Raw genomic sequence first — 21,596 nt, 5'->3', positions numbered from 1 at the left:
GCTTACTATCCGCCTGCTGACATTCCCATCGTAGAGGAGCAGGCCGCATGGGCACCGTGAAGGACATCGTCCGCCAGATCGTCGTCATCTCGAGCATGGCGTTCGCCGTCATCGGCTCCGCGTTCGGCTCGGGCGCGTTCAGCGACCAGAGCATCCAGAACGCGTCGAGCGGCGCCCTCAGCGCGAGCTACACGCCCGTCGCGCCGGCCGGCCCGGCGTTCTCGATCTGGAGCGTGATCTACCTCGGGCTCGTCGCGTACACCGTGTGGCAGGCGCTCCCCGCGCAGCGCGCCGACGAGCGCCAGCGCCGCGTCGGCTACCCCGTGGCCGTGACCCTCGTGCTCAACGCCGTGTGGATCCTCACGGCGCAGGCCGGGCTCCTCGTTCTCAGCGGCGTCGTCATCGTCGCGCTGCTCGCGACGCTGATGTGGACGTTCCGCGCGCTGATGGCGACGCGGCCGCGGAACCTCGTGGAGGGCGTCGTGCTCGACGGCACCATGGGCCTCTATCTGGGATGGGTGAGCGTCGCGAGCATCGCGAACATCGCCTCGATCCTCACGGCGTCGGGCCTCCAGCCGGGCACGGCCGGGCGCGACGCGTGGGCGGTGGCGCTGCTGGCGGTCGCGGGCGTCGTCGGCGCGGTGCTCGCCCTGAGCGACGGCGGGCGGCTCGCGCCCAGCGCGGCGATCGCGTGGGGCCTCGCGTGGGTCGCCGTCGGACGGCTCACGGGCGAGCTGCTCTCGACGCCCGCCGCCGTGGCCGCGCTCGTGGCGGCCGCCGCGGTCGTGGTCGTGACGCTCGTCGCCCGCGCTCGTGCCGGGTGGACCGGGCGGGTCGCCGTGCGTCCCGCGGTCGCCGCCCGCTAGCGCCGCGCGTCGGCCGGCCGCGGGTCGGCCGGCCGCGCGTCGGCCGGCCGCGGGTGGGCCGGCGCCGGATCAGCCCGCCGCGGCTGCGCGGTAGGCGGCGTCTGCCGCGTGCTTCGCGTCGACGAGGCGCTGGATCCTGCGGTCGGTGTCCGCGTCCGGCCGCGTGAGCTCGGGGTGGGCCGCCCGCCACGCGACCACGCCGCGGACCGCGAGGTGGAACGGGATCCGCGGCTGGAACGCGGGGACCAGACGGCGGATCCGCGTCGTGTCGAACACAGCGCTGTGCGAGAGGTCGCCCAGCACGAGCTCCGACCACCCCCAGTCGGGCTCGACGATCGGGAACTGCTCGGCGGGCACGTGCACCAGCCGCGCCTCGACGCCGAGCGCGTCGGCGACGAGGTGGTGGATCCGGTCCCACGTGGAGACGTCGTCGCTCGTGATGTGCAGCGCCTCGCCGACCGCGCGCTCGTCGCCGAGGATCCCGACGAGGCCGACCGCGAAGTCGTCCGCGTGCGTGAGCGTCCAGAGCGAGGTGCCGTCGCCCGGGACGACGACCTCCTCGCCGTGCGCGATGCGGTCGACGACCGTCCAGTCGCCCGCGAGCGGCGGGCTCGCCTCGTCGTAGGTGTGCGACGGGCGCACGATGACGACGGGGAAGCCGCTCTCCCGGTGGTGGCGGAGGAAGGCGTCCTCCATGGCGATCTTGTCGCGCGCGTAGGAGAGGAACGGGTTAGCGCGCAGCGTCGACTCGGTGATGGGCGTCTGCAGCGCGGGCTTCCGGTAGATCGACGCCGAGCTGATGGCGACGAACTGCCGGGTGCGGCCGGCGAAGACCTCGACGCGGCGATCGGCGCCCGCGGCGTCGAAGGACAGGAAGTCGACGACCGCGTCGTAGGTGCGGTCGCCGATCGCGGCGAGGAGGGCTTCCGGATCCTGGACGTCGGCGACGCGGGTGGTGACGCCCGCGGGCGTGCCGCGCCCCTTGGCGTCGGCACCGCGGTTGACGACCGTGACGTCCATCCCGGCGGCGACGGAGGCCCGGACGCACGCGGCGCTGATGGTGCCCGTCCCGCCGAGGTAGAGCACGGACAGGCGGGCGGCGTCGTGGGTCACAGGGGTCCTCGTCATCGAAGCGGGGGCGCCGGTCGGATCCGCGCCCTGCGTGCACGCTACGCCCGCGGCCGCCCCTCCCCACCCGTCGCGGAGGGGGAAAGGTTGCGGACATCCGGGGCGCGGTGGACCCCCGTCGCGGCGCCCGCGTAGGTTCCTCGCGACCGCACCGCCGCATCCGCCCGCGGCCCGCCTCGCCTGCCGCTCGTCGACGGACGCGCGCCGGGACCGTGGCGCCCACCCCCCGAGAGGGACCCATGCCCGCCACCCCATCCGACCCGTCCACCGCCTCTCGCCGCCCGACCGCCATCCCCGACCCCCGCCGCGCGGAGGCCGTGATCACAGTCCTCGGCGCCGACGGGCAGCCGCTCGCGGACGCGGACGTCGTGGTCGAGCAGGCCACGCAGGACTTCGCGTTCGGCAACATCGGCTTCGACCTCATCCCGCTCGCGAACGGCGAGACGGATCCCGGGGCGGCAGGCGTCGAGTCCTTCGGCGGCGCGCGCCTCGAGGGGCTGGAGCGGCTCGCGGAGCAGTGGCTCGACGTGTTCGACACGGCCACGCTCCCCTTCTACTGGGGCCGGTTCGAGCCCGTGCGCGGGAAGCCGGACACCGAGCGGCTGCTCACCACGGCGCGCTGGCTGCGCGAGCGCGGCGTGGGCGTGAAGGGGCACCCGCTCGTCTGGCACACGGTCACCGCGCCGTGGCTGCTCGACCTGCCGCTCGACGAGGTGGAGCGCCTGCAGCGGGAGCGGATCCGGCGCGACGTGGGTGCGTTCGCCGGGCTGATCGACACGTGGGACGCCATCAACGAGGCCGTGATCATGCCGGTGTTCGACCGCGAGGACAACGGGATCACCCGGCTCGCGGCGGCGCGCGGCCGGCTCGCGATGGTGCGCATGGCCTTCGAGGAGGCGCGCGGCGCGAACCCGGCCGCGACGCTCGTGCTCAACGACTTCGACCTGTCGCCCGCCTACGAGGAGCTCATCGAGGAGGTGCTGGGCGCGGGGATCCCGGTGGACGCCATCGGGCTGCAGACGCACATGCACCAGGGGTACCGCGGCGAGGAGCAGGTGCTCGGGATCGTCGACCGGTTCGCGCGCTTCGGCCTGCCGATCCACATGACCGAGACCACGCTGCTCTCGGGCGACCCGATGCCGCCCGAGATCACCGACCTCAACGACTTCCGGGTGACGAGCTGGCCCTCGACGCCCGCGGGCGAGGAGCGGCAGGCGGACGAGATCGAGCGCCACTACCGCTCGCTCGTGGGGCACCCGGCCGTCGCGGCCATCACCTACTGGGGACTCACCGACGACGGCATGTGGCTGGGCGCGCCCGGCGGTCTGGTGCGGGCGGACGGCACGCCGAAGCCGTCGTACGAGGCGCTGCGCCGGCTGATCCGCGAGGAGTGGCGGCTCGCGCCGACCACGCTGCGGACGGATGCGGAGGGCCGCGTGCGCGTGACGGCGTTCGCGGGCGGCGTGCGGGTGGCGAACGCGGGGCGCGAGACCGTGGTCGCCGTGGCGGCGGGCGCGTCGGAGGCGGAGGCGGCGCTGGGCTAGGAGGGGACGCGGGCCGGGGTGGGGGCGTCCACCCGGTCGGACGCCGGGCCGTCGGCGGGAGCGGGCGCGGGGGCGGCCGCCGCGCTCCCGCGCCGGGCCTTCGGCAGCACGCGCGCGAGGTCGAGCACCCCGCGCACGTCGCGCCGCACGGCCGGGACGAGCGCGACGGCGAGCGCGTACAGCACCGCGGTCGTGCCGACGCCCGCGAGGAGCTGCAGCACGTCGGATCCGGTGTCGACCATGGCGAGCAGCGCGCCCGTCGCGACGCTCACCGATCCCACGACGCCGATGATCCGCAGGGCGCCCATGTAGAGCCGGCGCGTGGGGATCGGGGCCTTGCGCGAGAGCCACCAGAGCGAGATCGGCCAGCAGATGGCGGGCGCGGCGGCGTACCCGGCCGCGATGCCGACGATGCCGAAGGAGGATCCGACGAGGATGCAGCTGACCTTGATCACGGCGCTCAGCAGCGAGAAGCGGAAGAGGTCGCCCGTGAGGCCGCGCGACACGTAGACCCAGTAGCCGACGAAGGCGAGGGTGTCGAAGATGCCCGCGATGGCGAGGAGGCGGAGGATCGGCGCGACGCTGTCCCACTGCGGCCCGAGGAAGACCGCGGTGATCGGGACGGCCGTGGCGGCGACGAGGCCGAGGCCGGCGCCGAGCGTGTAGCCGAGGGCGAGCTGGCCGCGCGCGACGTAGTCGGCGAAGCGGCGCTGCTCGTCGGCGAGGCGCGAGAGCACGGGGATCGCGACGGTGGTGAGGGGGCTGCGGATCTGCGCGAGCGGCGTCATCAGCAGCTGGAACGCGCGGTTGTAGATGCCGAGCGAGCCGGCGCCGAAGCGGAGGCCCACGAGGAACGTGTCGATGTTGTTGCTGACGTAGCCGACCATCTGGCTCGAGACCATGTTCCAGCCGAAGCGCAGCAGCGGTCCCATGGGCTCGCCGCGACGCGGGAGGCGCGGGATCCACCGGGCGAAGCCGACCGCGAGTCCGAGGAGCACGAGCGTCTGCGTGAGCTGCTGCGCGACGAGCGCCCAGTAGCCCCAGCCGAGGAGCGCGCCGCCGATGGCGACGAGGAGCGCGACCGCGGGCGCGGTGACGTCGGCTGTCGCGAGCGCGCGGAAGCGCAGGCTGCGCGTGAGGCTCGCGCGGTACTGGGTCGCGAGGCCGTTGAAGACGAAGGTGAGGCTGAGGGCGTGCGCGATGGGGATCAGCTCGTCGTGGCCGAAGACCGCCGCGAGCGGCCAGGCCGCGCAGAAGACGAGCGCCGCGAGAACGAGGCCGATGCCGGCGTTGATCCACCACAGGTTGTCGCGCTGGGTGCGGCTGAGGTCGCGCGCCTGGATGGCCGCGTTGGAGAGGCCGAAGTCGCGGAAGATCTCGCCGACGCCGATGATCGCGAGCACCATCGCGAGCAGGCCGTAGTCGGTGGGCGTGAGCAGCCGCGCGAGGACGACGACGGACGCGACCTGGATGAGGATCCGGACGAGCTGCGCGCCGATGGTGACGATCGCGCCGCGGGCCGCGCGGGCGCCGAGGCCCTGCGTCGCGGCGGGCGGCGTCTCCGGGGCGGGAGCGGTCGCGGGCGACAAGGGCACGCCGGCCGGGGCGGCGGCGCGGGAGACGGCGGCGTCGGCCACGGGGTCGGCGGCGGGGTCGCGCGGGTCGCCGGGCAGGGCGGAATGCATGGGGCTCCGTCGTCGGGTCGAGGAGGGGGTGGCGATCGGGTCGGCCGCGGGTGACGGCCGGATCACCGCGAGCTCGGGTGTCGGCGGGACCGCCGGGTATGCGGGCCCTGTCCGATGCTATCCGCGCGGGCGCGGGGATCCAGCCCCCGAACGGGTGGGGCGACTCAGCCCCGCTCGACGCCGCGGCGGATCCGGAGCGCGCGCCGGTACGCGGAGGCGTGCGCGATGCCGGCCCGGTCCCAGTCGCGTGCGGCGAGGTCGGGCGATGCCGCCCGCGCGCCCGTGCGCACGGCCTCGGTCGCGCGCAGCAGCCCCTCGGGGGTGAGGTCGCCGTCGAAGAGGTGGATCCAGCCGGGGCCGACCTCCTCGACGAGCGCGCGGTTCACGGCGTTGTCGGGCACGAGCACGGGCCGGTCGAGCGACAGGGCCGCGAGCGCGCCGCCGGAGTTGTGCATGAACCGGTACGGCAGCACGACGAGCTCGGACGAGGTGACGATGTCGACGAGCTCCGCGTCGGACTGGAAGCGCAGGTCGAGGCGGATCCGGTCGTCGCCCGCGGCGAGCGCGCGGATCGTCCCGGCGAGCTCCTCGGAGGACGGGTTGCCGCCGATGCGCAGCGACAGGTCGGCGCCCGCGTCGCCGGCGCCCCGGAAGGCCGCGACGAGCTGCTCGACGCCCTTGTACCGGCGCACGAGGCCGACGTAGCCGAGGCGGCCGGGCACCGCGTCGGCGCGCGGCTCGTCGCGGAACCAGTCGCGGTAGTGGCCGTGCAGGATCGTCACGTGCGGCTGTTCGGCGGGGATCTCCGTGATCGGGTTCACGCGCACCCGCAGCGTCGTCATCCGCTCCATGAGCGCGAGCAGCAGCGACTCCCGGCGGCTGATGCCCTGCGGCCGCTCGAGGTTGTGCACGGTGCGGACGATCGGGATCCGCCGGAGCGTCAGCTTCGCGAGGAGGGCGACCGTGAACGCCTGGCGGACGGCCTTCTTCAGCGGGCTGTGCCCGTCGACGAGGATCTCGGGCCAGTGCACGTGGAACACGTCGTAGCGGCCGAGCAGCGCGGTGCGCCAGCTGAAGTGCAGCGGGCGGACGCCGGGCGTCGCCGCGAGCGCGCGCCCGAGCATCACGATGTACGGGTTCGTCGTGGGGCGCGGCGCCTGCGACGACTGGAGGACGACGAGGTCGCGGCCGGGCGGACGGGCGGGGAGGGTCATGGCGCTCCTGAGCGGGATGACCGGCGGCGGGTCGTCGGGCACGACCACGGGGTCATCGGTCGAGGAAATAGACTATGCCACCACCCGCCCGCACCCGAGGGCGGCCTCCGCCGGCGACGCTGCGCCCGCCGCGCGCCCGACCGATGGGACCCGCATGCCCCGCCCCGCCCTCCTCGCCGTCGTGGTCGTCAACTACGGATCCGCCGACCTCGTGCGCGAGAACGTGCTGCCGCTCGTCGAGCGCCTCGACGACGCGCTGCTCGTGGTCGTCGACAACCGCACCACCGACGCGGAGCGCGAGCGCGTGCGCGAGCTCGCGGCGCACCCGTCGACGCGCGTGCACGGCGTCTACCCGGACGCGAACACGGGCTTCGGCACCGGCATGAACATCGGCGTGGACGCGGCGCGCGGGCTGGGCGCGCGCGAGTTCCTGCTGCTCAACCCGGACGCGACCATGGAGCCCGACCAGCTCGCGGTGCTGCGGGACGTCGTGGCGGCCGATCCGCTCACGCTCGCGGCGCCGACCATCCTCCGGCCGGACGGCAGCACGTGGTTCCGCGGCTCCGACCTCTACCTCGCCGACGGCCGGATCCGCTCGGCCGCGCGCCGCGCGCAGCACCCCGGCCAGGCGACCGAGCCGTGGCTCACGGGCGCGTGCCTGCTCGTGACCGACGAGCTGTGGACCCGGGTCGGCGGCTTCTCGGACGACTACTTCCTGTACTGGGAGGACGTGGACCTGTCGCGGAAGGTCGTGGAGGCCGGCGGATCCCTGGCGGTCGTGGAGGAGGCCGTGGCCGTGCACGCGGAGGGCGGCACGCAGAGCGCCGGCCACGCGAGCGCGGGCCAGGCGAAGTCGGGCACGTACTACTACCACAACATCCGGAACCGGCTCCTCTACGGGGCGCGCCACCTCGACGCCCGCGCGCTCCGCCGCTGGCGGCTGCTCACGCCCGTGATCGCCTACGAGGTGCTGCTGCAGGGCGGGCGGCGGCAGTTCGCGCACCCGGTGGCGCCCCTCTCGGCGGCAGTGCGCGGGATCCGCGACGGGTACCGGCTCTCCGGCGGCTGGCGCGCGGTGCCGTCCCCCGCGCCGACGACCGCGGCGCCCGCCCGGCCGGTCGCGCCCGCGGCCTCGCTCGTCGTCGCGATCCTCACCTACCGGCGGCCCGACGACATCCGCGCCGTGCTGCCGCTCGTCGCCGCGCAGGCCGCCGACCTGCGCGAGGCCGCGGAGGCCGACCCCGCGCTCCCCCGCGCCGTGCGGATCGTCGTGGTCGACAACGACCCGGACGGCGGCGCGGGCGCGGCCGTGGAAGACGCCGCTGCGGACTCACCCGTGCCGATCGCCTACGTGCACGAGCCGACGCCCGGGATCTCCGCCGCCCGCAACCGCGCGCTCGACGCCGCGGCCGACGCCGACCTCCTCGTGTTCCTCGACGACGACGAGCGGCCGGATCCGGGCTGGCTCGCCGCCCTGGTCCGCGCCCGGCAGTCCACGGGTAGCGCGGGCGTCGCCGGCCCGGTGCGCAGCGAATACGAGGTCGAGCCCGACGCCTGGGTGCGCGCCGGCGGCTTCTTCGTGCGCCGCCGCCCCGCCACGGGCACGCGCCTCGAGGTCGCCGCGACCAACAACCTCCTGCTCGACCTCCGCGCCGTGCGCGCGGCGGACCTGCGCTTCGACGTCGACCTCGGCACGCAGGGCGGCGAGGACACGCTCTTCACCCGGCAGCTCGTCGCGTCCGGCGGGCTGCTCACCTGGTGCGCCGAGGCGGGCGTCGTCGACGTCGTGCCGCGCGCCCGCACCACGCGCCGCTGGGTCGTGCTCCGCGCCTTCAGCAGCGGGAACTCGTGGAGCCTCACGTCGGTCGCGCTCGCGCCGGCCTCCCCGGCCGCGCGCATCCGGATCCGCGCCGAGGCGACCGCGCGCGGGCTCGTGCGCGCGCTCGGCGGCACCGGGCGGATCGCGGTGGGCGCCGTCACGGGCAGCGTCGCGCACCGCGCCAAGGGCACCCGCACGCTCGCGCGCGGCGCCGGCATGGTGGCGGGCGCGTTCGGCTGGTCGTACCAGGAGTACGCGCGGCGCGACTGAGCGGATCCGCGCGGCCCGTCCGGCGGCGGCCTCCCCTGGACGGGGGACTCGTCGGCGCGCGGTGCCGGACGTACTATGCGAGGGCAGAAGACCCGGAATCCTGCGTCGGTCGACCACCCATCGCCCGCCCGCCCCGCGCCGCCGACCCGCCCTGGTCGTCGGGCCCGTCTTCCGCCGTACCCGACGAGCGAAGAAGGCCATGCCCGCACCCGAGAGCACCCCGTCCGACCTGCGTCCGCGCCGCGAGCGTCGCGCCCGCAGCCGCCGCACCACCGTCGCCGTGATCGGCGCCGCCTCCGTCCTCGCCGTCGCCGCCGTGGTCGGCACGGTCGTGGTGAACGGATCCGGATCCGACGCCCCCGCGGCGGCCGCCGACACGAAGGACTGGTCGGAGGTCGCCCCCACCGCGGGCGCCACCGAGGCCCCGGCCCCGCTCCCCGACGGCGACACCCGGGCGCTCGGCCAGGAGGTGGCGACCACGGTCGGCCTCGACGAGACCGCGACGTTCCCCGGCTCGATCCAGGCCCGCATCGTCTCCGTCACGCCGACCAGCACCGACGGCGGACGCGTGGGCGAGCTGAGCGGCGACGCGGTCGACGTGCGGCTCGAGCTCGTGAACGTCACAGGAGAGGCCGTCCCGGTCGACTCCGTGGCCGTCAACGTCTTCTACGGCGCCGACCGCACGCCCGCGACGCCCGCCGACTCCGACACCGTGATCCGCGGCTCCCTCGAGCCCAGCGCCTCCGCGACCGGCGACTACGTGTTCAGCGTGCCGGCGGCGTCGGCCGACGCGATCAGCGTGGTCGTGGCGCGCGACGCCGGGTCGCCGGTGGTCGTGTTCCAGTAGGGGGCGACGCACCACCCGCTGCCGACGAGAGGGGCGCGGCCGGATGATCCGGTCGCGCCCCTCTTGTCGTACCCGCCCCTCACCCCGCGACGTGCGCCTTCCCCGCCGCCCGCCCCGCGCGCCCCGCCTGCTCGGTCTCCGCGCGGTAGTACGCGCGCTTGTCCTTCGTGGGGCGCACCTTGTTGAGCACGACGCCCAGCACGGATCCGCCGGACTTCTCGACCGCGTCGAGCGCCTCGGAGAGCTGGGCGCGGTGCACGCGCGTCTGGTCGGCGACGACGATCGCGCCGTCGGTCATGCGCGCGACGAACGCGGCGTCGGCGACCGCGATGAGCGGGGCGGTGTCGATCACGATGACGTCGTAGGTCGCCTTGGCCAGGCCGACCAGGTCCTCCATGCGGGATGACGCGAGCAGCTCGCTCGGGTTCGGCGGGATCTCGCCGCTGGTCAGCACGTGGAGCGTGCCGTCGCCCCAGGGCTGCACGACGTCCTCGAGGAGCGCCTGGCCGACGAGCACGGTGGTGAGGCCCGCGTCGCCCTCGAGCCCGAGGTACTGCGCGACGACGGGCCGGCGGAGGTCGGCGTCGACGAGCAGCACGCGGCGCCCGCCCTCGCTGAGCGACATCGCGAGGTTCGCGGCGACCGTGGACTTGCCCTCGCCGGGGATCGAGGACGTGACGACGATGCTCGACGACCGGTCGCCGAGGAGAACGAAGCGCAGGTTCGCCTTGAGCTGGCGGAAGCCCTCGGCCGCGGTCGACAGCGGCCGGACCGCCATCGCGAGGCCGGTCACGCCGCGCTCGCGCTCGAGCGCCCCGAGCAGCGGCGCGGTCGTCAGGTGCGCGACGGCCTCGGCGGAGCGGACGCGCGTGTCGAGCAGGCGCACGAGCGCGAGGCCGAGCAGGCCCGCGAGGAGGCCGAGCAGCAGGCCGGCGAGCGTGTTGGTGCGGCCGTTCGGGGCGGACTGGTTCTCAGGCTCGGGGGCCTCCTGGATCACGCGCACGGAGACGGTGGGCGAGCCCTCGGCGCCCGCCGGCGCGTACGCCTCGGCCGTGTCGCGGAGGCTGGTCGCGACCGCGTTGGCGATCTCCGCCGCGTCGGACGGCGACGGCTCGGTGACGCTGATCTCCATGATCACGGTGTTCTGCGGCGTCGTGACGGTGACGGCGCGCGCGAGCTCCTGCGGCGTGACGTCGAGGCCGAGGCGCGTGATCACGGGCTCCAGCACCGCGGGCGACTCCGCGAGCTCGCCGAACGACAGCATCTGGCTCTGCGTGTAGGTGGCGCCCTGGTTGAGGTCGCTCGCGCTGGATCCGCTGCTCAGCGAGAAGTAGAGCCGGGACTGCGCGGTGTACACGGGCGTCGCGAGCTGGGACAGGCCGAACGCGACCGCGCCGCCCGCGAGCGTGGCGGCGACCACGACGTACCAGAGTCGGCGGAGCAGGGCGGTGAACTCGTGGAGCGTCATCGTGAGGGGGTTCTTCCGGGTAGGAGCGGCGGGGCGGTGATGCGGGCGGGATCGGGGTGGTCGGCGGCGCGGGCCTCGACGGGGTCGGCCGCGACGGGGTCGGGCGGCGGCGCGGGCAGGGGCATGGCGTCGCGGCGGAGGATCTGGCTGGTCGCCGCGACCCCCGCGAGGAACCACACGAGCGTCGCGTACTGGGTGATCAGCGCCACCGAGGCGAGCGCGGGGATCTGCGCGACGAGCGCGATGGTGGCCGCGGTCGCGTGCCCCCGCAGCACGAGCCAGACGCCGATCGCGAGGGCGACGAGCACGGCGCCCGCGACGAGCAGGCCGAACGTGAGCCCCGTGAGCACGAGCTGGCTGTCGATGGAGCGGAACGGCCCGTAGAAGACGCGGCCGTCGCTGCCGCGGTGCGCCTCGGGCGTCGTGCCGAGGATCCCCATGCCGGGCACGAGGCTGTAGAGGTCGCCGCGGTAGTCGGAGCTGGCGCTCGCTTCCGTGCCGGCGTCGTCGAACACGGACTGCACGAAGGGGGCGACCGCGGCCGCGACCACGACGACGCCCGCCGTGACGGTGGCGCGCACGCGGAGCGAGATGGCGTCGCGGAGGAACACGATGGACAGGACGAGGCCGAGGACGGCCCCGAGCATGCCGACGCGGCTGAAGGTGAGGACCGCCGCGAGCATCATCACGGCCGTCATGCCGAGGCGCACCGGGAGGCCGAAGCGGGACGCGAGCGTGAGCGGGATCGCGATGGCGAGCGCCGAGCCGAGCGCGATCGAGTGACCGTACGCGCCCTCCGCCCGGACGATGCCGCCGCGCCCCTGCAGCGTCGCCCACGTCTCACGCAGGCCCGCGTTCCCGGGCAGGAGCACGAACGGGTTCCAGCCGGTGACGAACTCCACGATCGCGAGCGCGGCGACGACCGTGAAGACGACGGCGACGATCGCGTGCAACGACGCCATGCCGATCCGGTGCGCCGCCATGCGCCCGAGCAGGTACCCCGGCAGCGCGTAGGTGAGGAACGTCACGAGCGTGGACATGCCGATGCCCGCGCCGCCGCCCACGACCACGCCGGCGAACCCGGCCGCGGTCATCAGAACGACGAGCACGTCGAGCGGCGAGACCCGGAAGCCCGGCACGGGCACGATCGCGAGGATCACGAGGACGGCCGCCACCGTGGACGGCGGGAGGTAGTAGCCGCCGAGCGGCACGCCCGACCAGACGGGCACGAAGGAGAGCACGACGAGCCAGAGGGCCACGGCCGTGCGCGGCAGGCGCCGCAGGACGAGCAGCAGGAGGGCGCCGCCCGCGAGCGCGATTCCGAGGAGGAGCAGGGTCTGGAGGCCGGATCCGGCGAGCAGGGCGCTCATCGCGTCCCCTTCCCCGGGAGCGCGCGCAGGCGTGGTGCCGCCATGTCTCCCCCTCTCATTCCCCCGGCCGCGGAACGGCCCTGTCGATCATGTCAGGACGACGCCCCGGCGGGCGGGTCCGCGTGGGACCCGCCCGCCGGGGCGTCGTCATCCGGCTGCTAGCTCATCGGGCGGTGCCGTCCGTCACCAGCAGGTCGTCGAGCGTGAACGCGACGGGTCCGGCGGCCGAGCTCGACAGGTACGTCTGGATCCCGAAGGTGCCCGCGGTCTGCAGGGCGGCCAGGGTCCCGGTCGTCGTCGACTGCCACGCCGTCGGCTCGGCCTGGGCGACGGGCCAGACCTTCGCGTTCATCGTGGTGGGCGACGTGCCCGTGACCTGCACGCGGACCCGCAGCTGCTGCCCGGCCGTGTACGTGAGGTTCGGGACGACGACCGACTTGAGGTTGGTGCCGTTCTCCGACTGCACGATCATGACCTGGCCGGTCGACCGCACCCAGACCTGCGTCTGGTAGGTCGACGTGCCGACCTGGCGCGAGTTGATCCGCACGTACGCGCCGCCGCCCGTGGGCACCTTGTCGAGCGCGAAGGAGACCTGCGCGTCCGAGGTGGTGGTGCTCACGGCGTCGAGGCTCGCGGTGCGGGTCTCGCCGGCGGGGCTCGTGACCTGCGCCTTCCCGTCCTGCACCTTGAGGATCGACGCGTTGCCGGTGATGCGCCAGGCGCCCCCGGTCTCCGCCGTGCCCCAGCCGTTCGCGGCGGTGCGGGTGAAGGTATCCTGCGCGAGGATCCCGGCGGCGGGCGGCGTGACGACCGGCGCGGTCACCGTGACCGTGCCGTCCTTCTTCGCCGAGACCAGGCCCTTGTCGTCCGTCACCGTGAGCGACACCGCGTAGGTGCCGGCCGTGGCGTAGGCGTGATCCACGGTGCGACCGGTGCCGGTCGTCCCGTCCCCGAACGCCCAGGCGTACGAGGCGACCGTGCCGTCCGCATCGGTCGACGTGGATCCGTCGAACGAGGCCGTCAGGTCCTTGGCCGTCGACGTGAACGCGGCGGCCGGGGCCTGGTTGGCCGGCGCGACGACCGGCGCGGTCACCGTGACCGTCCCGTCCTTCTTCGCCGAGACGAGGCCCTTGTCGTCCGTCACCGTGAGCGACACCGTGTACGTGCCGGCCGCGGCGTAGGCGTGGGTCGCGGTCCTGCCGGTGCCCGTCGTCCCGTCGCCGAACGCCCAGGCGTAGGACGCGACCGTGCCGTCGGCGTCCGTCGACGTGGATCCGTCGAACGACGCCGTCAGGTCCTTCGCGGTCGACGTGAACGCCGCCGTCGGGGCCTGGTTGGCGGGCGCGGGTGCGGGCGCCTGGCCGTCGCGGGCGACGACCAGGTCGTCGATCCGCGTGGTCACGGGTGCCGTCGCCGACCCCGAGAGGTAGGTCTGGATCCCGACGGAGCCGGCGGTCTGCAGCGCGGCGGTCGAGCTGGTGACGCTCGTCTGCCAGGCGGCGGGCTCGGCCTGGCCGGCGACCCACACCTTCGCCTTGACGGTGGTCGGCGAGGTGCCGGTCGTCAGGACGCGGACGCGGAGCTGCTGGCCGGCCTGGTAGGTCGTGCCGGGGAGGATGTACGACCCGAGGGTCGTCGCCCCCTCCGACTGCACCAGCTGGATCTGCCCGGTCGCCTTGATCCAGACCTGCGTCTGGTAGAAGGCCGAACCGACCTGGCGGGAGTTGACCCGGGTGTAGGAGCCGCCGCCCGTGGGGACGGCGTCGAGCGAGAAGGTCGCGCTGACGTCCGACGAGGTGGTGGAGACCGCGTCGAGGGTCATCGTGCGGGTCTCGCCCTTCGGCGAGACGACCTGGCCCGTGCCGTCCTGCACCTTGACGATGTTGGTGCCGCCGGTGACGCGCCAGGCGCCGCCGAGGTCGGCCGTGCCCCACCCCGTCGCGACCGTGCGGCCGAACGAGTCCTGCGCGAGCACGTTCGACGCGGGCGCCTGGACGGTCACCTGCGAGGTGCTCGTCGTGGCGAGGCCCTTGTCGTCCGTGACCGTGAGCGACACCGCGAAGGTGCCGGCCGCGGCGTAGGCGTGGGTCGTGGTGCGGCCCGTGCCGGTGGTCCCGTCCCCGAAGGCCCAGGCGTAGGACGCCACGGTGCCGTCGGGGTCGCTCGACGTGGAGGCGTCGAGCGAGGCGACGAGGTTCGCCTGGGTGCTCGTGAACGCGGCGACGGGCGCCTGGTTCACGGGCGGGGCGGTGACGGTGACGCTCGCGGTCGTGCGACCGGTCGCGCCCTTGTCGTCCGTCACCGTCAGCGCGACCGTGTAGGTGCCGGCCGTCGCGTACGGGTGGGCGATGGAGGCCCCGGTGCCGGTCGTGCCGTCGCCGAACTCCCACGCCCACGACGCGATGGTGCCGTCCGGGTCGCTCGAGGCGCGGCCGTCGAGGTTCGCGACGAGGTCGGTCGTGGTGGACGCGATGACCGCGGCGGGCTCCCGGTTGACCGGGGGCGCGACGACCGTCACCTGCGTGGACGCGCTGCCCGTGAGGCCCTTGTCGTCCGTGACCGTCAGCGTCACCGTGTAGGTGCCGCCCGCGGCGTAGACGTGCGTGGGCGTCGGGCCGGTGCCCGTGCTGCCGTCGCCGAAGTCCCACGCGGAGGAGGCGACGGTGCCGTCGGGGTCCGTGGAGGCGGATCCGTCGAGCTTCGCGGTGAGGTCGGTCGCGGTCGCGGTGACCACGGCGGTGGGCGCGATGTTGACGGGAGCCGCCTTCACCGTGACGTCCTGCTGCGTGCGGTTCGTCGTGCCGCGGTCGTCCGTCACCGTGAGCGTCACCGGGTAGGTGCCGGCCGCGGCGTACGTGTGCGACTGGGTCGCGCCGGACGCCTGGACGCCGTCGCCGAAGTCCCAGGCGTAGCCCGTGACCGTGCCGTCGGCATCCGTGGATCCGGTCGCGTCGAACGAGGCGGTCAGGAAGTCGGCGGTCGGCGTGAACGCGGCCTTGGGGGCCTGGTTCGGCACGCGGCCGGTCGTCCCGAGCGAGAAGTGCGTCGCGATGGTGCTGGGCGCGAGCACGGTCGGGTAGACCGCGACCTCGTCCATGCGGCCCTCGAAGGTGCCGCTGGAGGAGCCCCACGTGTTGTCGCCGCCGATGCGCCAGTAGCCGTCGTAGGCCTGCGCCTGCGTCTGGCCGTTCTGGCCGACGAGGTCGCCGTCCACGTAGAGCTTCAAGCCGTCGGATCCCTGCGACGCGACCATGTGGTGCCACTGGCCGTCGTTGTAGGCGCGGGGCGAGGTCGCGAGGTTGGTCTGGCCGGTCCACGTGCCGAACTGCAGGCGTCCATCGTCCTGCATGTAGACGTGGCGGTCGTAGCTGCCGGAGAAGGCAAACGGATCCGCGTTGTCGCCGAACCCGATCAGCTTGCCGCCGCGCGTGGTCGTCGTCTGGAACCACATCTCGAGCGAGTAGGCGGTCGGGTTCGCGACCCGCTGCTGGCTCACCGCGATGCTGTCGGAGAACGCCGCCGCCTGGCCGACCGGCCCCGAGAGGGCGCCCGCCTGGCCGAACCGCACGTTGCGTCCGACGTTGGCGCCGACGTCGTTCTGGCCGGCGTCCTTGAGCGTCGACGAGCCGTCGGCGTCGTCGAGGCGCCAGTAGGAGGACGGGTCGGCCGCGTAGACCGCCTTGCCGTAGGCGTCCGCGGGCGCCGGCGGGATGGGCGAGGTGCGGCCGGACGCGACCAGGTGGTCGACGACGTCGGCGCGCGTGAGGGCGGTCGGGTAGACCGCGACCTGGGCGATGTCGCCGGCGAGGTAGTAGCTCCGGGGTTGGTTGGGCCAGCCGCCGAGGTTGTCGCCGCCGACGCGCCAGTAGCCCGTGTAGTCCTGGCCGCGCGTGGTGTCCGCGCGCTGGCCGGCGAGCTTGCCGTCGACGAACAGCTTCATGCCCTCCGCGCCCATGGTGGCGACGATCTGGTGCCACTTCCCGTCGTTGAAGCCGGGGGCCGAGCTCAGGGTCTGGGTGGCCCCGGTGTAGACGCCGAAGAGGATCCGGCCGTCGTTGTCGAGGTAGACCATGCGGTCGTAGTTGTTCGACGTGCCCGTGCTGCTGCCGCCGAAGCCGACGACCTTGCCGCCGTTCGTCGAGGTCGTCTTGACCCACGATTCGACGCTGAACGTGTCCGGCGCCTTCACGGCCTGGGGCGTGACCGCGAAGGACCCGTCCTGGCCGGAGAAGGTGGTGGCGGTGGATCCGTCGATCGGGCCCGCGGCGCCGCGCGTGGCGGCGTCGACGCGGAGGTCCTCGAACGCGACGTGGTCGAGGCCGGCGGTGCCGTCCTTCTCGTCGAGCGGGTAGTACGCGGTCGCGCCGTCGTCCTTCACGCTCGTGGCGTACGCGTCGCTGCCCGACTGGTCGGTGATGGTGACGGGCGCGGCGCCGTTGCGGTCGGTGGAGTTGCCCGAGGAGTCGGTCACCACGACCTTGTAGGTGTGAGAGCTGCCGGGCACGAGGCCCTTGTCGATGAAGCCCATCGACGGCCGGTTCCAGAAGGTCGAGTCCTGCGTGACCTGGTAGACGGGCGTCGCGGTCTTGCCGTCGCGGATCACCTTGTAGGTGAGGCGCGCGTTGTCGCGGTCGAAGGTGGCCTGCCAGGAGACGCGGGCCTCGCCCTTCGTGTAGGAGATCGACTTCGGGACGAGCTGGTCGTTGCCGTTCGGGCCGACCTTGTTCGGGGCGTCCTTCGCCATGGCGTAGCGGACGAGGCCCTGCTGCGCGGTGGTGTTCACGAACGGGAACTCGCCGCCGACGACGATGTAGTCCTCGTTGCCGTTGACGCTCCAGGCCGCCTGGCCCTGGCCCGTGAAGGATCCCGTGACGTACTTCGGGAACCAGTTGAGCAGCGACGGGGACGGCGTGCCGGCCCAGTTGGCGTAGCCGTACGGGTCGGCCGTGGCGGTGCCGGTCGCGGTCTTGGAGAACGCGAGGCTGTGCTGGAAGGTCCAGGGGTCGGTCTGCGGGAAGCCGCCGATGTTGCCGCAGTAGTGCGGGTGGCCCGCGACGTACGCGACCTTGCTGGTCGCGAAGACCGAGTAGGTGTCGCCGTGGCAGTCCTCGACCCAGTTCACGACGCCCGTGTTCGGGTCGGCCGAGAAGGCGCCCTCGAGGTTGCCGCCGGCGCCGAACGTGTAGCCGGATCCGTAGACCCGGTCGTCGGTCGCGTACAGGCTCGTGATCGACGACTCGGCGCCGGCGTTCTTGACCTGCTGGTTGGCGGCCCACGGGAGGGAGGCGCCCGAGGCGGGATCCACCGCGCCGAGCCCGTAGGTCGGCGTGCCGCTGAGCTGCGTGAAGCGGCCGCCGACGATGAGCTTGGACGCGTCCTTCGTGAGGGTGAGCGCGTCCACGACGGTGTCCGCATCCGCGACGAAGGCCGTGTTCTGGCCGTTCGTCGCGGACACCGCGGCGAGGTACTTCCGAGCGGCGCCGTTGACGCTCTGGAAGGTGCCGCCGAGGTACACGGTGTCGTTCGAGGCGCTCACCGTGCGGGTCTGGCTGCCCATGATGGGGCGGAAGGTCGGGATGATCTTGCCGGTCGCGGTGCTGAACGCCGCGGCGCGGTAGTAGCCCTGGCCGTCGATGTCCGTGAAGTCGCCGACCACGTAGATCCGGGATCCGTCGGGCGACGCGGTGACCGACAGCGCCTGGGCGTTGAGCTTCGGCGCGAAGGACGTGATGAGCGCGCCCGTGCGGATGTCGTACGCGAGCAGGTTGCTGCGGGGCGTGAGGTTCGTGCCGGCGGCGGCGCCCGCGGGGCGCGCGTTCTGGAACTTGCCGGCGACGTAGACCGTGTTGCCGACGACGACCTGCGACCAGGCGACGCCGTCGATCTGGGTCGTGGGCAGCGGGTCGGCGGTGACCGTCACGGGGGTCTTCGGGTCGGTCGGGTCGACCGGCGCGGAGTCCGCCATCGCGGGCTGCGCGATCACGACCGCGGACAGGATGACCGCGGCGGCCGCGGTCATCGCGGCCAGCCGGCGTCCCGCGGTGGAGATGATGCTCATGGTGTCCTTGCTTCGGGTGGGTGGAGCGGGTGAGGGGTGCCGGTGGTCAGCGGTCGCTGGCCGGTCGGGGGCTGCCGACGCGCCTCGTGGGCGTGAGCATCGTGCCCACCGACCGCGCGATGCGCTGCCGGTAGAGCTCGGGTCCGTGCCGGTGCTCGGCGCGGAAGCGGTCGCGGGCGGCCCGGGCGCGGTACGCGTCCCAGTCCGTCGCGATGGACTGGAGGGCGTCCGCGAGGGCGGCGGGATCCGCGGGCGGCACCAGCTGCGCCGACTCGTACCCGCCCGCGGCCTCGCGGAGGCCGGAGGTGTCGCTGACCACGACGGGCCGCGCGGCCAGCAGCGCCTCGACGGCGGTGTTGCCGAACGGCTCGTCCACCCGGGAGGGCACGACGCACGCGTCGGCGGCGGACACGAACGGGGTCACGTCGGCGTGGAAGCCGTGCAGCGTCACCCGCTCCTCGAGGTCGAGCACGCGGATCGTCGTGCGCAGCTGCTCCTCGTAGGACTCGTAGCCGGGGAAGACGGCGCCCACGATGTCGAGGGTCGCCGGCACGCCGCGGTCGCGGAGCTCGACGATCGCGTCGACGGCGACGTCCACGCCCTTGCGGTCGGAGAGCCGGCCGACGTAGAGGACCCGGAGGCCCCCGTCGAGCGCCTCGCGCGCGGGCACGACGTCGGCGGGGCCGGGCACGCCGTTGTAGACGACCTCGGCGCGGCGCGCGACCCTCGGGAGGGCGCGCGCGAGCACGTCGACGCTGTAGCGGCTGTTCGCGACCACGCTCGTGGCGAGCGCGAGCGGCAGGGCGAGCGCGGTGCCGACGGTGCGCGACGCGGATCCCTCCGCCTCGTGCACGTGGGCGAGGACCGGGCGGCCGGCGAGGCGGCCGACGAGGATCCAGAGCGGGATCGTGACGGTGTTGACGTACACGGCGTCCGGGCGCGTGCGGCGCACGAGGCCGAGGCCCGCCGACAGGCCGCGGACGGACTGGCCGACGAGGGCCGCGAAGCCGCGCGGGCGCAGCATCGACTTCCGGAGCACGGGCGTGGGCGCGTGCTGCACGGTCGCGCCGACGCCCGTGAGCGCGGCGACGAGCGGGCCGTCGGACGGCAGGGTCACGACCGTGCGGGCGCCCGCGGCGACGAGGCCCGCGACGCTCTCGAGCAGCACGCGGTCGGATCCGTAGAGCTCGGCGCTCGGGTGGGCGACGAGGATCGTGCGGCCGCGGAGGTCGGCGCCCTCGTCGTCGGCCCGGGCGATCGCCTGCTCCGTGCCGGCGAACGCGGTCACGCAGGCACCCGGGCGGAGGCGGACGACGCCGCGGCCTCGGCGCGACGCGCGTCGAGCGCGCCCATGTCGCGGAACCACTTGACCGACGCGAGGGCGAGGTGCCCCGCGTTGGCCAGCATCATCAGCGCGTAGACCGCGAGGAACACGACGGGGGCGCCGAGCAGCGAGAACACGATGCAGAGGAAGCCGTAGTCGGTGGGGATCACGAGCAGCGAGCGGAGCAGGGTCGAGCGGCCGGCCTCGGGCGCGGGGGCGCCCGAGATCTGGTGCACGCGCTTGAGCTGGTCGTTGAGGATCATCGCGAAGAAGCTCGCGGCCGCGACGACCGCGTACACGATCGGCACGAGCAGCCACGCGTCGGAGTCCGTGGCGGGCCAGCGGAACATCGACACGAGCACCGCGAGGTGCAGCGACGAGATCTTGATGCAGTCGACGACGTGGTCGAGCCACTCCCCCGAGAGCGAGCCGCCGCCGCGCAGGCGCGCGACCTGGCCGTCGGCCGAGTCGAAAGCGTAGCCCACGGCGAGCAGCAGCCACACGGCGATGCCGAGCCAGGCGGCGGGCTCGACGAGCGCGATCAGGGCGATGCCGGTGAACGTGAAGGCGGCGCTGATGGCGGTCACCTGGTTCGGGGTGAGCCCCGCGCGGTAGGCCCACGCGGCGAGCAGGCGGCCGGCCGGACGGTTGACGCGGATCGAGTACGCGGGCGCGCCACGGGCGGCCTTCTTCTGCGCGGAGGCCAGGCGGCGGACGACGCCGGCGTACGACTCGTCGCGCGCCGGCGCCGTGGTGTCGGCGGTCGCGGTCATCGGCTCTCCTCGAGCAGGAAGGAGGTGCGGCCGGCGTCGCTCGCGCGCAGCTCGGGCTCCCAGCGGGTGGCCGAGCGGATCCCGCGGCTCATGCCGTGCGTGGAGTAGCCGCGCGTCATGCGGGCGGCGAGCTCCTCGTAGCCGTCGGCGATGGCGTCCCAGTCGTAGGTCTCCTCGGCGCGCTCCTGCAGGCGGCGGCCGATCGCCGTGGCCTCGTCGGCCGCGGCCTCCGCGCCCTCGACGAGCGCGGCGACGCCGGCGGCGTCCGACCAGAAGCGGCCGTCCTCGCCGAGCACGTCGCGGTTGAAGACGTTGTCGTTGGCGAGCGTCGCGGTCGCGGCGCCCATGGCGCGCAGCAGCGACGGGTTCGTGCCGCCGACCGAGTGGCCGTGGATGTAGGTGAGCGCGTGGGCGTAGAGCTGGTCGAGCTGCTCCTGGTCCCACACGCCGCCGAGGCGCTGGATGCGCGGGTCGGCGGTGGCGACCTGCTCGATGCGGTCGGTGTACGCGGCGGAGTACGGCGCGGATCCGACGACGACGAGCGGCAGGGTCGCGTCCGACGCGGTGTACCCGTCGACGATGACGTCGACGTGGTTCTCCGGCTCGAAGCGCGCGACGACGAGGTGGTACTGGCCGGGCTCGAGGCCGAGCTCGGCGAGGCGGTCGCTCGCGGGGTCGCGCAGGATGTTGGCGCCGTAGGTGAGCAGCTCCGTGGGGATCCCGAACTCGTGGTCGTAGTAGTCGGCGATGCCCTGGGCGTCCGAGATGAGCGCGTCGGCGTTCTTCACGGCCATCTGCTCGGCGATCCGGTAGTACTTCTTCCCCATGCGGCCCCACTTGCCGCGCTTCCACTCGAGGCCGTCCACGTGCACGGCCGTGGCCGTGCCGCGCGAGCGGATGAGGGGGACGAACGGCGCGTTGGCGGCGTTGAACACGAAGGCCGCGTCCTGGCGCTTGCCGAGGGCCAGGTGGATCGCGGACAGCGCGGTGTGGCTGAGCGTCTCGATCGACTTGGTCTTGAGCGCGGGCAGGTGCACGAGCGTCATGCCGAGGTGGGTGCGGGGGCGGGCGCGGTTCGCCGAGCGGCAGTAGACGGTGACGTCGTGGCCGCGGGCGGCGAGGCGCTGCCCGATCTCCTCGATGGCGGTCTCGAATCCGCCGTACGCGGCGGGGACCCCCCGGGTCCCGACCATGGCGATGCGGAGTCGACGCGGTTCGATCACAGACATT

At 74.1% G+C, this 21,596-nt stretch carries 13 protein-coding genes; 4 read left to right on the top strand and 9 right to left on the bottom strand.

Features of this window, described 5'->3' with window-relative positions:
• The first annotated feature begins 47 nt into the window (after positions 1–47).
• Positions 48–866: a TspO/MBR family protein gene (locus tag JOE38_RS14690; protein ID WP_204576940.1), complete on the top strand. Its 819-nt coding sequence runs from the start codon at positions 48–50 to the stop codon at positions 864–866.
• A gap of 69 nt (positions 867–935) precedes the next feature.
• On the opposite strand, the gene JOE38_RS14685 is transcribed toward JOE38_RS14690, so the two are convergent.
• Positions 936–1,979, bottom strand: a complete 1,044-nt coding sequence (locus tag JOE38_RS14685) for an NAD-dependent epimerase/dehydratase family protein (protein WP_307838895.1) — start codon at positions 1,977–1,979, stop codon at positions 936–938.
• A 254-nt stretch (positions 1,980–2,233) separates the two neighbouring features.
• Between JOE38_RS14685 and JOE38_RS14680 the strand changes: the two genes are divergently transcribed.
• Positions 2,234–3,538, top strand: coding sequence for an endo-1,4-beta-xylanase (locus JOE38_RS14680; protein ID WP_204576938.1), 1,305 nt, complete (start codon positions 2,234–2,236; stop codon positions 3,536–3,538).
• Here JOE38_RS14680 and JOE38_RS14675 read toward each other — a convergent pair.
• Both JOE38_RS14675 and JOE38_RS14670 read right to left on the bottom strand, forming a co-directional pair.
• Entirely contained in the window at positions 3,535–5,133 is a 1,599-nt protein-coding gene (locus tag JOE38_RS14675) for a lipopolysaccharide biosynthesis protein (RefSeq protein ID WP_204577245.1), read from the bottom strand. The two genes, JOE38_RS14680 and JOE38_RS14675, sit on opposite strands and share 4 nt — an antisense overlap.
• A gap of 254 nt (positions 5,134–5,387) precedes the next feature.
• Positions 5,388–6,437, bottom strand: coding sequence for a glycosyl transferase (locus JOE38_RS14670; RefSeq protein ID WP_204576937.1), 1,050 nt, complete (start codon positions 6,435–6,437; stop codon positions 5,388–5,390).
• 154 nt (positions 6,438–6,591) lie between these two features.
• Here JOE38_RS14670 and JOE38_RS14665 point away from each other — a divergent pair, with 154 nt between their 5' ends.
• Together JOE38_RS14665 and JOE38_RS14660 are read left to right on the top strand one after the other, a co-directional pair.
• Positions 6,592–8,526, top strand: coding sequence for a glycosyltransferase family 2 protein (locus JOE38_RS14665; protein ID WP_204576936.1), 1,935 nt, complete (start codon positions 6,592–6,594; stop codon positions 8,524–8,526).
• 199 nt (positions 8,527–8,725) lie between these two features.
• Positions 8,726–9,373, top strand: coding sequence for a hypothetical protein (locus JOE38_RS14660; RefSeq protein ID WP_204576935.1), 648 nt, complete (start codon positions 8,726–8,728; stop codon positions 9,371–9,373).
• A 79-nt stretch (positions 9,374–9,452) separates the two neighbouring features.
• On the opposite strand, the gene JOE38_RS14655 is transcribed toward JOE38_RS14660, so the two are convergent.
• From JOE38_RS14655 to JOE38_RS14630, 6 genes are all read right to left on the bottom strand, one after another.
• Complete coding sequence (locus JOE38_RS14655) at positions 9,453–10,841, bottom strand: polysaccharide biosynthesis tyrosine autokinase (RefSeq protein WP_204576934.1); 1,389 nt, start codon at positions 10,839–10,841, stop codon at positions 9,453–9,455.
• A complete protein-coding gene (locus JOE38_RS14650; RefSeq protein ID WP_204576933.1) occupies positions 10,838–12,211 on the bottom strand; it encodes a hypothetical protein in 1,374 nt (457 codons plus the stop codon). Before JOE38_RS14650 ends, JOE38_RS14655 begins: the two co-directional genes overlap by 4 nt.
• A gap of 163 nt (positions 12,212–12,374) precedes the next feature.
• A complete protein-coding gene (locus tag JOE38_RS14645; RefSeq protein ID WP_204576932.1) occupies positions 12,375–18,269 on the bottom strand; it encodes a LamG domain-containing protein in 5,895 nt (1,964 codons plus the stop codon).
• Positions 18,270–18,315: 46 nt separating this feature from the next.
• Positions 18,316–19,557 carry a glycosyltransferase gene (locus JOE38_RS14640; RefSeq protein WP_204576931.1) on the bottom strand — a complete coding sequence of 414 codons (1,242 nt, stop codon included), beginning with the start codon at positions 19,555–19,557 and terminating at the stop codon, positions 18,316–18,318.
• A complete protein-coding gene (locus JOE38_RS14635; RefSeq protein ID WP_204576930.1) occupies positions 19,554–20,366 on the bottom strand; it encodes a CDP-alcohol phosphatidyltransferase family protein in 813 nt (270 codons plus the stop codon). Before JOE38_RS14635 ends, JOE38_RS14640 begins: the two co-directional genes overlap by 4 nt.
• The gene (locus JOE38_RS14630) at positions 20,363–21,595 is read right to left on the bottom strand and encodes a DUF1972 domain-containing protein (RefSeq protein WP_204576929.1); all 1,233 of its coding nucleotides are present in this window, start codon (positions 21,593–21,595) and stop codon (positions 20,363–20,365) included. The genes JOE38_RS14635 and JOE38_RS14630 overlap by 4 nt, the downstream gene beginning before the upstream one ends.
• Position 21,596 lies beyond the last annotated feature (1 nt).

It is taken from the genome of Clavibacter michiganensis (assembly GCF_016907085.1).
In the GTDB taxonomy this organism is placed as follows: domain Bacteria; phylum Actinomycetota; class Actinomycetes; order Actinomycetales; family Microbacteriaceae; genus Clavibacter; species Clavibacter michiganensis_O.
This window is presented reverse-complemented; position numbering and strand designations above follow the sequence as displayed.

Coding starts and splice junctions, on each gene's coding strand:
- JOE38_RS14690 (WP_204576940.1), top strand. CDS start 48: ATGGGCACCGTGAAGGACATCGTCCGCCAGATCGTCGTCATCTCGAGC.
- JOE38_RS14680 (WP_204576938.1), top strand. CDS start 2,234: ATGCCCGCCACCCCATCCGACCCGTCCACCGCCTCTCGCCGCCCGACC.
- JOE38_RS14670 (WP_204576937.1), bottom strand. CDS start 6,437: ATGACCCTCCCCGCCCGTCCGCCCGGCCGCGACCTCGTCGTCCTCCAG.
- JOE38_RS14665 (WP_204576936.1), top strand. CDS start 6,592: ATGCCCCGCCCCGCCCTCCTCGCCGTCGTGGTCGTCAACTACGGATCC.
- JOE38_RS14660 (WP_204576935.1), top strand. CDS start 8,726: ATGCCCGCACCCGAGAGCACCCCGTCCGACCTGCGTCCGCGCCGCGAG.
- JOE38_RS14655 (WP_204576934.1), bottom strand. CDS start 10,841: ATGACGCTCCACGAGTTCACCGCCCTGCTCCGCCGACTCTGGTACGTC.
- JOE38_RS14650 (WP_204576933.1), bottom strand. CDS start 12,211: ATGAGCGCCCTGCTCGCCGGATCCGGCCTCCAGACCCTGCTCCTCCTC.
- JOE38_RS14645 (WP_204576932.1), bottom strand. CDS start 18,269: ATGAGCATCATCTCCACCGCGGGACGCCGGCTGGCCGCGATGACCGCG.
- JOE38_RS14635 (WP_204576930.1), bottom strand. CDS start 20,366: ATGACCGCGACCGCCGACACCACGGCGCCGGCGCGCGACGAGTCGTAC.
- JOE38_RS14630 (WP_204576929.1), bottom strand. CDS start 21,595: ATGTCTGTGATCGAACCGCGTCGACTCCGCATCGCCATGGTCGGGACC.